Annotated in this window: 12 protein-coding genes; 6 read left to right on the top strand and 6 right to left on the bottom strand. The window is 60.6% G+C overall.

What is annotated here, in order from left to right; genetic code table 11:
* Positions 1-859 precede the first annotated feature (859 nt).
* Positions 860-1,708 carry a DUF932 domain-containing protein gene (locus Q4Q11_RS13610; protein WP_498569803.1) on the top strand — a complete coding sequence of 283 codons (849 nt, stop codon included), beginning with the start codon at positions 860-862 and terminating at the stop codon, positions 1,706-1,708.
* 176 nt (positions 1,709-1,884) lie between these two features.
* On the opposite strand, the gene Q4Q11_RS13605 is transcribed toward Q4Q11_RS13610, so the two are convergent.
* Positions 1,885-2,862, bottom strand: a complete 978-nt coding sequence (locus Q4Q11_RS13605) for an antitoxin Xre/MbcA/ParS toxin-binding domain-containing protein (RefSeq protein WP_498569802.1) — start codon at positions 2,860-2,862, stop codon at positions 1,885-1,887.
* Positions 2,863-3,530: 668 nt separating this feature from the next.
* Here Q4Q11_RS13605 and Q4Q11_RS13600 point away from each other — a divergent pair.
* From Q4Q11_RS13600 to Q4Q11_RS13590, 3 genes are all read left to right on the top strand, one after another.
* Positions 3,531-3,851, top strand: coding sequence for a DUF736 domain-containing protein (locus tag Q4Q11_RS13600; RefSeq protein ID WP_498569801.1), 321 nt, complete (start codon positions 3,531-3,533; stop codon positions 3,849-3,851).
* 221 nt (positions 3,852-4,072) lie between these two features.
* On the top strand, positions 4,073-4,516 hold the full coding sequence (locus Q4Q11_RS13595; protein WP_498569800.1) for a DUF3846 domain-containing protein: 444 nt from the start codon (positions 4,073-4,075) through the stop codon (positions 4,514-4,516).
* Positions 4,517-4,518: 2 nt separating this feature from the next.
* A complete protein-coding gene (locus Q4Q11_RS13590; RefSeq protein WP_498569799.1) occupies positions 4,519-4,758 on the top strand; it encodes a hypothetical protein in 240 nt (79 codons plus the stop codon).
* A gap of 240 nt (positions 4,759-4,998) precedes the next feature.
* Here Q4Q11_RS13590 and Q4Q11_RS13585 read toward each other — a convergent pair whose 3' ends face one another.
* The 5 genes from Q4Q11_RS13585 to traC form a co-directional block, all read right to left on the bottom strand.
* A complete protein-coding gene (locus tag Q4Q11_RS13585) occupies positions 4,999-5,637 on the bottom strand; it encodes a hypothetical protein (protein ID WP_498569798.1) in 639 nt (212 codons plus the stop codon).
* A gap of 481 nt (positions 5,638-6,118) precedes the next feature.
* Positions 6,119-6,370: a WGR domain-containing protein gene (locus Q4Q11_RS13580; RefSeq protein ID WP_488556066.1), complete on the bottom strand. Its 252-nt coding sequence runs from the start codon at positions 6,368-6,370 to the stop codon at positions 6,119-6,121.
* Positions 6,371-6,459: 89 nt separating this feature from the next.
* The gene (traG, locus tag Q4Q11_RS13575) at positions 6,460-8,406 is read right to left on the bottom strand and encodes a Ti-type conjugative transfer system protein TraG (RefSeq protein WP_498569808.1); all 1,947 of its coding nucleotides are present in this window, start codon (positions 8,404-8,406) and stop codon (positions 6,460-6,462) included.
* Entirely contained in the window at positions 8,393-8,608 is a 216-nt protein-coding gene (gene traD, locus Q4Q11_RS13570) for a type IV conjugative transfer system coupling protein TraD (RefSeq protein WP_498569797.1), read from the bottom strand. Before traD ends, traG begins: the two co-directional genes overlap by 14 nt.
* Positions 8,609-8,612: 4 nt before the next feature.
* Positions 8,613-8,909 carry a conjugal transfer protein TraC gene (gene traC / locus Q4Q11_RS13565; protein WP_498569796.1) on the bottom strand — a complete coding sequence of 99 codons (297 nt, stop codon included), beginning with the start codon at positions 8,907-8,909 and terminating at the stop codon, positions 8,613-8,615.
* Between the two features lie 244 nt (positions 8,910-9,153).
* Between traC and traA the strand changes: the two genes are divergently transcribed.
* Together traA and traF are read left to right on the top strand one after the other, a co-directional pair.
* Positions 9,154-12,456 carry a Ti-type conjugative transfer relaxase TraA gene (gene traA / locus Q4Q11_RS13560; RefSeq protein ID WP_498569795.1) on the top strand — a complete coding sequence of 1,101 codons (3,303 nt, stop codon included), beginning with the start codon at positions 9,154-9,156 and terminating at the stop codon, positions 12,454-12,456.
* Positions 12,457-12,509: 53 nt separating this feature from the next.
* Entirely contained in the window at positions 12,510-12,983 is a 474-nt protein-coding gene (gene traF / locus Q4Q11_RS13555) for a conjugative transfer signal peptidase TraF (RefSeq protein ID WP_498569807.1), read from the top strand.
* Position 12,984 lies beyond the last annotated feature (1 nt).

Raw genomic sequence — 12,984 nt, 5'->3', positions numbered from 1 at the left:
GGCAGCGTCAGATGTGTATAAGAGACAGATGAAAGGGAGCGCAAAGAGCGGAGGCAGTCGATCCCGCTTCCCCTTCGGGCCACGATGTTGAAGCTCCTGCGGCTGCCCTTTTTCCGCTCTTTGCGCGTCGAGAATTCCCGAAATCCCGGCCTGCGTCCGGCGCCATGCTGATTTCTCCAATGCTCTTCATCGTTTCCGGATCGCACCGTGCTTGTTTCACGTCGCGCTGGTGCGATCAAAAGAGCTGGGTCTGCGCATCGCTCGGTCCGAATTCGTTTTCCAGCCGCAGCGCCGCCGGGCGGCGCGGCCGCGGCCGGAGTGAGTCGGCTTTGCCGACGAGCGGCGCAGACGGAGGAAACCCGCGCTCCGTCATAGCGCTGTAGGGTTTTCCGAAGTCTTTGGGAAACGACCGCCTTGGATGGGATGGTGCTTTCTGAGATCGCTCGATCCACCAATTGGTGGAGCGATCCGCTCTGTGCCGACGACACGCAGCCGGTCTTCAATCGTTTTTGCCGTCCCGATGGCGATCGCTTGTCTGTTGGGTGCTGCGCCCCCGGTGATGTGGCCCGTTCCGGTCCGCCTTGTTTGTTTTCGCCCCATGACATCGTCGCCCAGGCCGGTCAAGCGGCCCGTGAAGTCGGTTCATCTTCCGCGCCAGTCCGCACACGCGGACCCGTGAAGATACCCCGTCTTCCGCGCCACGCCGCTTGACAGTCCCGTTCGCCGCCGAGGGGCGGGCTTTCGCCCTCCCCACTCTGTCCGGGGGAATGTCAGAGGCCATTCCCCGGGAAGGACCGGGGAGGCTTCGCCCGAGGGGCTTGCCCTTCGGGGTGGCAACGGAAAGCTTTGGAGAAAGACAATGAGCATCTACACCGAGACCGCACGTTTCGACACTGGCCGCGCACTGACCGAAACCGAAATGCGTCGCATCGCTCCTTCGATCTTCGCGGTGACGGCCCACGAAAGCCGGTCCGAGCGGTTCCAGCCCATTCCAACCATCGAAGTATTGCGCGGCCTCATGAACGAAGGTTTCATGCCTGTCGGCGCAAAGCAGTCGCGCAGCCGCACCGAGGGCAAGGCCGATTTCACCAAGCACCTCATTCGCATGCGTCGCATCGATGACGGCAAGGTGTACAGCGTGGGTGACACTGTTTGCGAGATCCTGCTCAAGAACGCCAATGACGGGACGAGCGCCTACGAGCTCATGGCCGGACTTTTCCGCGTCCGTTGCCTCAATTCCTTGGTGACGCAGACCGGAGCCATCGACGCGATCAAGGTTCGTCATTCCGGCGATGTGCAGCACAAGGTCATCGAAGGCACCTATCGTGTTCTCGGCGAGGCCGAACGCACCCTTGCCGCTCCGCAGGATTGGTCGACCTTGCGGCTGAACCATGAGGAAGCCGACATTCTCGCCGACGCCGCCCATGTCCTGCACTTCGGAGACAACGAAGGCGAGATCACGACTCCGATCAAGCCGCAACAGTTGCTTGTGCCCCGCCGCCACGACGATCGTTCCAATGATCTCTGGACCGTCTGGAACGTAGTTCAAGAAAACGCCGTCAAAGGTGGGTTGCGCGGCGTTGGCCGCGACGATCTCGGCAGGCCGCGCCGTGTGAAGTCCCGCGCCGTGAACGGCATCGACCAGGATATCAAGCTGAACAAGGCCCTTTGGCTGCTCGGCGAAAGGATGGCCGCGCTAAAGGCGTGAGCGAAGTAAATGCGCCGCCGGAAGAGGCGGCGCAACGCCTTTCACATTTGCCAGATTACGAGCCGGACCGTCGAGGCTTGCCGCTTGCCTGGCCTTGCCGCCATCGAAGCGGCGCGGGCCAGGATGAGGGACGCCCCAAAGCCCCATCCCTCATGCTCCCATCCCGCCCGTCGAATTCAGGAGTTCGAGGACAGATCGTCCTGATCACCGGCCTTGTCGAGCTGCTCGCGTATAAAGGCTTCGATGTAGTCGAAGACCTCGACGGCGCCGGCATCCGTCTCGATCAGATCGATCGGGCGACGGCCACCGAGATGCGCGCTCTCCCTGCGCGCCCATTTCAGGACCTCGCCTTCGGTGCGCAGCACAGGGCGGGCCATTTCCAGCATCTTCGCGAGGTGATGCGGCTTCGCATACCATGAATGCGGTTTGACGCTGGCACGCCGGCGACCGGGGACGACATCCGGCAATTGCGACGCCCGTAATTCGTCATCCGAGATATGCCGCCTGACCCAATGAGCGAGCTTCGCCAGCGACACGTTTGCCTCGCGTTCAAAGTCGCCGCCCGCGCCGACCTTGCGCGTCGGAATCACCAGGCCACGGATGATGTTCGGGCAGCGGACCTTCAACATCTCCAGCGCCGGCGTCAGATCAGTGTCGTTGGTGACAAGCACCACCTGGTCGACCTCGCCGCTCAGGGCGTCGTCGTAGAGATGAAGCGCCAGGTTCACGTCCGACTGCTTCTCCTCGAGCTTCCAGACCTGGATCTTGTCGCAATCGCGCGGCCAACGCTTCGGATCGTCGGCGGGAACGATATGCTGATTGGCCTTATAAAGGGAATAGTGGCCCATCACGAAGGAGAGCCTGCCACCGCAATGGGTCGTCAGGGCATTGTGATATTGGGCTTGGGAAGAGACCGAGTCCTCACCCTTGGCGGCACTTTCGATGATCTTGGCGGTGAAATATTTGATCGCGCAGTCGGGATGGAGCGGCATTGTTGCCGGCTCGGCATCTGGTGTCGGCCTGTAGAGGATCGTCGGCAAAATTTGCGTTTCGAACAGGCTCAGGACATCAAGCCATTTGAAGGCGGTCTTGCGAAGGCAACCATAGTAAAGATTGTAGCCGTCGATATAGACGCGCGTTCGTAATGCTGGCACTCCTGCCCCCAAGACATAAAAAAACCGGCTTGCGCCGGCTTTTTACCCCAACCGCCCGGAGCCCATGTCTCTCAGGATGCTGGGTTAGTTGTTAGAACTCAACATAGTGTCGAGTGGCCCGCTCGTCAACCGATATTGACGGCCACCCATGACCTGGAACCAGCAGTTTCGCCGCGAATTGACCTAAAATAGGCATTTCTCGGCAAATCCGCAACGGAATCACGCATCCTCCGCGATGTGTGAATCGGAAGTCGAGCCACCCGTTCCTTGAGTGGTCCGCGCTCTATGCCGACGGCATGCAGCCGGTCTTCAACCGTCTTTACCGATCCTGATGGCTATCGCTTGTGCGGGGTGCTGCGCCCCCGGCGATGAGGCCCGTTCCGGTCCGCCTTGTTTGTTTTCGCCCCATGACATCGCCGCCCAGGCCGGTCAAGCGGCCCGTGAAGCCGGTTCATCTTCCGCGCCAGTCCGCGAGCGCGGACCCGTGAAGATGCCCCGCCTTCCGCGCCACGCCGCTTGACAGTCCCGTTCGCCGCCGCGGGGCGGGCTTTCGCCCTCCCCACTCTGTCCCGGGGAATGTCAGAGGCCATTCCCCCGGGAAGACCGGGGAGGCTTCGCCCGAGGGGGCTTGCCCTTCGGATTGCAACCACAACCTACGGAGACAGACAATGACCGACTACGCAAACTTCATTCGCTTTGGTGAGAACAACACCCTCACCGGCAACATCGCATCCATCTCCTATGACCTCGACATCACGGGCAAGGAGAACCGCAGCACCAATCCCTATGCGCCGGTCTACCGCCTCTTTGCCACCTCTCCAAAGGGCCGGCAGGTCGAAATCGGTGCGATCTGGCAGAAAAAGAACCAGAGCGGCGGCGACTATTACAGCCTTTCCATTAGTACCGGCCACGGCAGGCTCAATGCCAATTTGGGCCGCTATCCGGGTCAGGACGACGAAGACCTGATGGCTGTCATTCCCTGGGATTGATGGCGCGATCGGAATGCCGGCTTCGCCCGAGAGGATCATTCCTTTCGGGCGGGCCGGAAACCTCGAACAGCAAGAAATCGACGATGCGCCTCAATGGCGGAAGCTCGAGCGACCGACATTGCCGTGCGCATCCGCCATGTTCGCAAATCAAACCAGAAGCAGGCTTCAGCCCCAACAGGGCAAGAGCAAGACCGCTTCGCGGGAAGAAGGAGTTCATCCCAATGACAGACAAATTCATCGGTTACCTGATCGACGCCAAGGCAGGAACCATTCGCAGCGTAGAGATAGACCGGAAGGACATCTTGAAGTCCATCTATGCTCACATCGATTGCACATGCGTCGATGTCGTCCGGATCGGCGATGACCATATCGTCTATTGCGACGATAACGGCCTTATCGACGGCCTCGAATGCTTTACGCAACTGGCGGATTTTCCGTCGCCGCTTGCCGGAAACCTGCTCGTAACCGGCGTGAATGAAGAGGGCGACAGCGTTTCACCAACCCATGCGATCGATCTCGTTGCGGGGCAGTTTCAGATTTCGCGCGCCGTCTTCGATCCGGCTTTCGAACATATCGATGAACCGGGGATCATCGGCACCCGCGTCGCGGGCTTCACCGTTCGCATACAGCGAAACCGTCCCACAATCATTCGCTCTGAGGTTTGACCATGACCAACCGGCAAAAAGAGGTTGAGGTCTATGATACCCCATCGAACCTCGGCGGCACATTTACTGTTTCCATCGTCGAGGAAATCGATGAAACAACCGTCAAGGTGTGCGTCTGGTACGGTCGCGCCACCATCAACGGCTGGGAAACGTGGCGGGAATGGGATGGCTCCATGTTCACCACAACGCGCGACAGCCTGACGAAGAAGCGCACAATGCCGCTTTTTTCCAACCGCTCGTAGATTGGAAATCTGGAGAGAGGGGCCGGAAGCGGCCCTTCTCACGTGGGGTGTTTCTTCCGAGCAAGAACCCAATTTCAGGAGTGTCCCGGCGCGATCGGCTGAACGAGGAATGGCCCGAAACCGCGAAACCGTGGTCCTTGGAGCCTGCACCGGGACATCGAACCCCGGTGCAGGCTTTGCTCACGCTGGAAAGAATGCACGAGCCTCTGACGCTCAGCCCAATGTGCCACTGCCGGCTCTTCAGGCGTTAACGACTGCTGCGATGTCCTGCAGATGTCTCAGTTCGCGGGGTACCTTCGGTCCCAAAAGGTCTTTCTCGATTTCCATCACGACACTGCGCACCGTGTCGGTCTTGTTCATGCCGCTCGCTTCCATGATCCATTGAACATCGCGGTCGGTCTTTGGCGATATCTTGAATGAAAGCCGACGTTGGGGGATCCTGATCCCGCGCCCGGCACGCTTGCGCTGTTCAGCCTTTATCGCATCCCACGCTTCGAAATCGCGGCGCAGGACTTCCACTGTGCCCTGGCTGTGCCGCAAACGCTGAAGATAGAAGGCAAAGAGCGATTTCCTAAAGCGCGTCGTTGCAGTGGGGTCGACACGGTAGGCGGCCGCGTCAAGGATCTCGACCTCCGGAGCAGGAATGCTGACTTCAAGAGAAATCTCAGCGGTATCGCGCGCGCGTCGAATAGCTGGGGTCGATTGCGCAGGGATCGCGATGACGCTCTGACACTCATCACAGACCGCGGCAAGTATCCCCTTGACCACGCCGGAGCCGTCTTCGAAAGGCACGTCGCGATAGGCGAAGGTCGTGGAAACGAGCCTGCCGCAATGCGGGCAAATTGCTTTGCTCGTGTCACCGGGTTGATAAAGTTTCATGTGTCACCTCACTGATGCACGCTGATGAACACGGTGTCCGGGTCAACAAAGTAGAATTTGATGTACCAGCCACACGCTGGATTATATGGACCTCGATCGACGGCACCTGATGATGCGGCGAGGCTGTGTGATCCTGACCTTGGCAGCGCTTCAACACGTCGCAAATTTCCTCGGCGGTCACCAAACCGGTTAGAAGCAGGTTCTTCGTGTCGACATTCGAACGTTGCGCCTCGTGCTGGTATGCTCCGCTCAGAAGGGCGGCAATCACCTTTCGCCGTCTTCACCATATATACGAAGTTCCTCGTAAAAATCAACGGCTGCGGCCCATTGTTTCGCTGCAGTCGATGGGTCATGAGGTGGCAGCACTTCGGTTTGCAAGATGTGTGCGGGAGATGCTACCTGGAGCCCTCGAAATGTTTTTTCCAGAAGGCGTTGGTATCGCTCAAGCATTTGCGTGGCTGAAAAGGTCAAGACGCCTGTGCTATGCCGATCGCGCCGGCCGATAGCCTTTCGCCCGCTTCTGGCGGAGCAATTCCAGGAACAGCGCGACCGCCTCTTCCTCTTTCTCGAAATGATGGATCATTTGCTGGCCATTGCTGCCGATGCGTCCCCATCGTCGCGTGAGGCAGGCGTCGCCGAACAAGGTCGGCTCAATGGACATTGCATAGTATCTCGCCATGTTCCTTGGCGGATCGGTTCGTTCGACATAGAGCTGATAGGGTTGCGCGATCATGGCCGAAGAATCGTCGATCGGTATTCGCGCGTCCAACGAGACATTTGAATCGGATGGCGTGCATCGATTCATTTTCGTGATGGGTTCGATTACTGAACGAGTCCGTTTTGGCGCTCCCGAAGGCTTTCGCCCCGATGAAATCGGTTCTCGTCGATACAGCTCTTCATGTCGTCGCGCCGAAACCAGATGGCGCGCCCGCATCTAAGCGGCGGATTGCCTGATGTGAAGACGATTTGTTCGTCCGCGCGCATGCGCAACACCTCGTGCGGCATGATCAGCGGCCGGCGGCTCAGTTGCTTCGATCGCGACCGCGAAGACCCCTTCATTCCCGTCGAGCGGTTCGTCTGATCGACCTCGACCGTGGTGTCACCGCAACGCTTTGATATGTAGTCGGCGGTGTCGGGATCGTTGATGGCGGCAAACGAGATCCAACTCGCGCTCTCGAACCATTTGCTCGTCGCGTCCTGGCCGCCATAGGTCTCGCGCATCTGTCCGATCGACTGATAAATCATCGTGAGCGTGATGCCGTATTTCCGGCCGTCGTCACGCGCCGTTTCCATGATCTTCATGAAGCCGAGGCGCGCGACCTCGTCGAGCAGGAACAGCGTCCTGCCTTCGATCTCGCCGTCGCGATTATAGATGGCGTTGAGAAACGAGCCGATGATAACCCGCGCGAGCGCCGCATGGGTTTCGAGCGTCTTCGTGTCGATGTTGATAAACACGTCTACGGCTCCGGCGGCGAGATCGTCAGTGGAGAAGCTGGAGCCCGATACCAAGGCCGCATAGTTCGGATAGGACAGCCAGTGGGTTTCCTTCACCGCATTGGCGTAGACACCCGAAAACGTCTCGGGCGTCATGTTGACGAAGGCCGCGACGTTCTCCTTCACGAAGTCGGATTCCGAGTTCTCGTGGATCTTCTGAAGACGGTCGCGCAGCTTCGGTTCCGGCTCCGCGAGGTTCTTGCGAACCTGCCGCAGCGTCTGATCTTCGGGCTTGGTGTTGCCGGAGATGCAGACATCGGCAATCAGCGCGGTCAGCAGTTGCAGCCCCGAGCCGCGGAAGAATTCGTCGCGCACGTTCGTGCGCCCGCTATCGCTCACGATCCACGACGCTACCGAGGCGATGTCCTCTTCCTTCGTTCCACCGAACCGGCCGATCCAGTCGAGGACATTGAAGCCAGTTTCGGGGCGCTTCGGGTCGAGAACGCGAATGTGCCGCCCCGCGCGCATGCGATGCTCGGCGGCCAATGGCGCGACCTTCCGCGATGGATCGAGCACAACGAGTGAGCTGCCCCATTTGAGAGTCGAGGGAATGACGATTGACGTGGTCTTGAAGCCGCCGGAGCCGGCAAAGACGATGCCATGGCTCGAGCCGAATGAACCGTCGAAGCACAGGAGCGGCGACTTTCCACCCGCGCCCCAGGTGCGCGGCTGTTTTTCCCGAAACGGGCGTGCGGCGACGTCGTCCTTGTCCACGCGGTAGCGTTCCCCGACAACGATACCGCCTTTATCCGGAAACAGCTCCTCCGCGTCTGCCAGCTTCATCCAGTCAGCGTCACCATAGATCGCACGCTCGCCATGAACGCGCCGGGGCAGGGGTTTTGAAAATGCCGCGTTGCCCTTCAGTGCGACGCGCAGCGCGAAGATGCCGGAGAGGATCGCGCCACTCGCGCCGAGGAGCGTCGATGGATCGGCATAGGCCAACACGGATTGCCCGGCCGGGACGTGATCGGCAATACCGGCGAGGCGCATCGTCTCGCGCAGCACGGCGATGATGATAACGACCACGCTTCCCGTGGCCACGCCCCAGCCTGTCATCTTGATGTTCGGCGAGCCATTGATGGCGAACAGGGCGATCACGCCGATGCCGGCCGCAATCGCATAGGGAAGGGCAAGCCCGATCCAGCCGAGAACCAGCTTGGCCTGTGCAGTTTTCCCGAAGGCTGCAAGCCAGAGTTCGATGCCCGGCGTGACAACCGTCGCCGCGATCATGATTGCTGCTGGGACGATGGCAAGGAGGAGCCTACTCGCTGTCAACACCGAACGCCTCCGTGCCGATTGCTATCAGCCTCGTTCGTTCCGAGCCGTTGTTCCGCATCCGTCTTGCGGCATCGATGAGCAGCCCAAGCAGAAGAGCTCGTTTTTCATAGCGAAGACCGGCCTTGACGATCAGCCCGCCCAACTCGATTTTTTCGCGCGTGTCTTTTTTTCGGGCCTCGCTCGACGTGATCTGGCGCATTCGCTCAAGCCTCGCCAGCGCCGCTCTGAGCCGCGCCAGTCGCGACCATCGCGGTCGTGTCGCTCGCGGACCCGCCATAACCGCTGTTCTGTTTCCCGGCCGTAGGATCTTTTCCGCCGCGAAAGCGGTTTGCGATCAGTTCGAACGCTGCCAGGAGCTCGGCTTCGTCAATCTCGATCTCGCCGAGACCGGCTTTGAGCGCAACCCGACCGATGCGCTCAGCCTCGCGCGTCTCCGCCTGTCTGAGCTGATCCTGCAGCCGTGCAATGTCTTCTCTGATTTTCGAAGCTGGCTTCTTCATTCCGGTCATTCGTCCTTCTCGTTTGGCTCTGCATCTGCAGCGCCAAACTTCTCGCCGATGACCTCTTCAGGGAACGTGCAAATCTGCACGTCGGCAACGCCGACACATTGCGAGATCATCCCGGCGTTCCGAAGGAGCGGATCCAAGGGCGCAATTATACGTCGCTGGCGCGACGCGTTGCGTAAGAGGCTCGCCGCCCTACCGCTCCCGACGAACTTGGTTCTAACCGGGAGCGCTCTTCGCCGTGGCCATCGCTCATTTCTCAGCCAGCATCGTCAGCCGCGGCTCGGGCCGCAGCGTGGTGCTGTCTGCGGCCTACCGGCACTGCGCGAAGATGGAATACGAGCGTGAGGGCCGTACCGTTGACTACACCCGCAAACAAGGCTTGCTGCATGAAGAGTTCGTACTTCCCGTCGATGCCCCCGAATGGGCTCGCAGCCTCATCGCCGACCGCTCGGTTTCGGACGCTGTCGAGGCCTTCTGGAACAAGGTCGAGGCTTTCGAGAAACGTGCCGACGCACAGCTCGCCCGCGACTTCACCATTGCACTGCCGCTGGAACTGTCGGCCGAGCAGAACATCGCCCTGATCCGTGATTTCGTCGAGAAACACATCCTGGCGAGGGGCATGGTCGCCGACTGGGTCTATCACGACAATCCCGGCAATCCACATATCCACCTGATGACCACGTTACGGCCTCTTTCCGAGGACGGCTTCGGGTCGAAGAAGGTCGCGGTCATCGGCGAGGACGGCCAGCCGGTGCGCACGAAATCCGGCAAGATCCTTTACGAACTCTGGGCCGGTTCGACCGATGACTTCAACGTGTTGCGAGACGGATGGTTCGAGCGGTTGAACTATCATCTCGCACTCGGCGGCATTGATGTGACGATCGACGGAAGGTCCTACGAAAAGCAGGGGATCGAGCTTGAGCCGACCATCCATCTCGGCGTCGGGGCCAAGGCCATCGAGCGCAAGGCGGAGAGCCAAGGTGTGCGCCCGGCTTTGGAACGGGTCGAGCTGAACGAGCAGCGACGCTCGGAAAATACCCGCCAGATCCTGCGCAATCCCGCCATTGTCCTCGACCTGATCACGCGGGAAAAGAGCGTCTTCGGCGAACGCGATATCGCCAAAGTCCTGCACCGCTATGTCGACGACCCCGCAGTCTTCCAGCAGCTGATGCTGAAAATCATCCTGAACCCGGACGTGCTTCGGCTGCAGCGTGACACGATCGATTTTGCCACCGGCGAGAAACTGCTGGCGCGATATTCGACGCGAGCGATGATCCGGCTGGAAGCGACGATGGCGCGGCAGGCCATGTGGCTGTCAGGCAAGGAGACCCATGCCGTTTCCGAGGCTGTACTGGATGCGACGTTCAGGCGGCATGAGCGGCTGTCCGACGAGCAGAAGGCCGCGATCGAGCGCATTGCAGGACCTATCCGCATCGCAGCCGTCGTCGGGCGCGCGGGTGCGGGCAAGACCACGATGATGAAGGCGGCCCGTGAGGCATGGGAGCTGGCCGGATATCGCGTCGTCGGCGGTGCGCTTGCGGGCAAGGCGGCTGAGGGTCTGGAGAAGGAGGCCGGCATCGACAGCCGGACACTTGCGTCATGGGAGCTGCGCTGGAACCGCGGCCGTGACGTTCTGGACGACAAGACGATCTTCGTCATGGATGAGGCAGGCATGGTCGCCTCGAAACAAATGGCGGGGTTCGTCGATGCTGTGGTCAGGGCGGGTGCGAAGATCGTGCTGGTCGGTGATCCCGAGCAGCTTCAGCCGATCGAGGCGGGGGCCGCGTTCCGCGCCATTGTCGATCGCATTGGCTATGCCGAACTCGAGACGATCTATCGCCAGCGCGAGGATTGGATGCGCAAGGCGTCGCTCGATCTGGCGCGCGGAAATGTCGGCCAAGCCCTCGCTGCGTATCAAGGTGAGGGCAGGGTGCTCGGCTCGCGCCTGAAGGCCGAAGCCGTCGAGAGGCTGATCGCCGACTGGAACCAGGACTTCCATCACACCAAGACGACGCTGATCCTCGCCCATCTGCGCCGCGATGTGCGCATGCTCAACGTCATGGCCCGCCAAAAGCTGGTCGAGCGCGGCATTGTCGGCGAAGGCCATGCCTTCAAAACGACTGACGGCGAACGCCGTTTCGATGCTGGCGATCAGATCGTCTTCCTGAAGAACGAGGCATCGCTCAGCGTCAAAAATGGCATGATCGGTCATGTTATAGAGGCTGCAGCAAACCGCATCGTCGCAACGGTGGGCGAGGGCGATCAGCGCCACCAGGTGATCATAGAACAGCGGTTCTACAACAATCTCGATCACGGCTATGCCACGACGATCCACAAGTCTCAGGGCGCCACCGTCGACCGGGTCAAGATGCTCGTTTCCCTGTCCCTGGATCGGCACCTGACCTATGTGGCCATGACCCGCCATCGCGAGGATCTGCAGCTCTACTACGGGACGAGATCCTTCTCCTATAACGGCGGACTGGCCAAGGTCCTCTCCCGAAGACAAGCCAAGGAGACGACGCTCGATTACGAGCGTGGAAAGCTCTATCGCGAGGCGCTGCGCTTCGCAGAAAATCGTGGCCTGCACATCGTTCAGGTCGCTCGCACGCTCGTACGCGATCGACTGGATTGGACGCTGCGCCAGAAGGCGAAGCTCATCGAGCTCGGCCAGCGCCTTGCTGCCTTCGCCCCGCGCCTCGGCTTCACCCAAATCCCTGACACTCCAACGATGAAGGAGGCCGCACCCATGGTCGCTGGCATCAAGACATTCGCTGGCTCTGTTGCCGATACGGTCGGTGACAAGCTTGGCGCCGATCCCGCACTGAAACGGCAATGGGAAGAAGTTTCCGCGCGTTTCGCTTACGTCTTCGCCAATCCGGAAGCGACGTTCCGTGCGATGAACTTCGACGTAGTCCTCGCCGACAGGCAAGCTGCCGATGAGACGCTACAGAAGCTTGCCACCGAGCCGGCTTCGATCGGGCTGCTCAAGGGCAAGACCGGTATTCTCGCCAACAACGTGGATCGCGAGGCGCGCCGTGTGGCTGAGATCAACGGGCCGGCGCTGGCTCGCGACCTCGAACGTTATCTCCAGATGCGCGAAAGCGCGACACAGCGCATGGCGACTGACGAACAGGCGCTGCGCCAGCGCATGTCGATCGACATTCCGGCGCTCTCGTCGGCCGCGCGCTCGGTGCTTGACCGTGTGCGCGATGCGATCGATCGCAACGATCTGTCCGCAGCGCTTGCATATGCGCTCAGCGGTCGTGAGACAAAACTCGAAATCGACGCCTTCAACGCGGCAATCACGGAGAGGTTCGGCGAGCGCACTCTACTCGCCAATGCGGCCCGGGAGCTGTCCGGTCCGCTTTTCGCGAAGCTCGCCGACGGTCTCCAGCCGAAGGAGCGCGAAGAACTCAGGCAAGCCTGGCCGGTCATGCGGACGGCCCAGCAGCTTGTGGAACATGAACGCACGGCCGCCACGCTCAAACAGGTTGAAGAACTGCGGTTCGCGCAGCGCCAGACGTCGGCGCTGAAGCAATGAGAGGGCGGGGCTTTCTCCTTACGGTCACTCCGCTCATCGCGATCGTGATTGGCATGATCGCCGGTGCATTTGTCGACGGCCTCCGAGTGAATCTGACACCGAGCGAGCCGCTGGGGCTCTGGCGCATCGAGCCGTTGCGTCGGGCCGTCGCGGTTGGTGATCTGGTGTTCGTGTGCCCACCGATGACTGACCTGTTCGCGGATGCGCGCTGCCGCGGCTATCTGCGATGGGGCTCGTGTCCCGGTGGCGTCGCTCCCCTTATCAAAACCGTCGTCGCACTTGCCGGCCAGCGCGTCGATATCAGCTCGGCCGTCGTCATTGACGGTGCTGAACTCCCGGCTTCTGATCTGCTGGCAACCGACGCCGAGGGCAGGCCGATCCGCCCCTATTCCGGTGGCGTCGTGCCAATCGGACATCTGTTTCTTCACTCATCCTATGCGAGCTCCTATGACTCCCGATATTTTGGACCTATTCCGGATTCCGGCCTTCTTGGCCTTGCTCGACCGGTTCTCACCTTCGACCCGTGAT

Source organism: Rhizobium sp. UFLA01-1127, from assembly GCF_059803845.1.
Note: the sequence above shows the minus strand (reverse complement) of the source record. Positions and strands in the feature narration are given on the sequence as shown.

Excerpts from the sequence above, each read along its gene's own strand:
- Q4Q11_RS13610 (WP_498569803.1), top strand. The coding sequence starts at position 860 with ATGAGCATCTACACCGAGACCGCACGTTTCGACACTGGCCGCGCACTG.
- Q4Q11_RS13600 (WP_498569801.1), top strand. The coding sequence starts at position 3,531 with ATGACCGACTACGCAAACTTCATTCGCTTTGGTGAGAACAACACCCTC.
- Q4Q11_RS13595 (WP_498569800.1), top strand. The coding sequence starts at position 4,073 with ATGACAGACAAATTCATCGGTTACCTGATCGACGCCAAGGCAGGAACC.
- Q4Q11_RS13590 (WP_498569799.1), top strand. The coding sequence starts at position 4,519 with ATGACCAACCGGCAAAAAGAGGTTGAGGTCTATGATACCCCATCGAAC.
- Q4Q11_RS13585 (WP_498569798.1), bottom strand. The coding sequence starts at position 5,637 with ATGAAACTTTATCAACCCGGTGACACGAGCAAAGCAATTTGCCCGCAT.
- Q4Q11_RS13580 (WP_488556066.1), bottom strand. The coding sequence starts at position 6,370 with ATGATCGCGCAACCCTATCAGCTCTATGTCGAACGAACCGATCCGCCA.
- traD (WP_498569797.1), bottom strand. The coding sequence starts at position 8,608 with ATGCGCCAGATCACGTCGAGCGAGGCCCGAAAAAAAGACACGCGCGAA.
- traC (WP_498569796.1), bottom strand. The coding sequence starts at position 8,909 with ATGAAGAAGCCAGCTTCGAAAATCAGAGAAGACATTGCACGGCTGCAG.
- traF (WP_498569807.1), top strand. The coding sequence starts at position 12,510 with ATGATCGCCGGTGCATTTGTCGACGGCCTCCGAGTGAATCTGACACCG.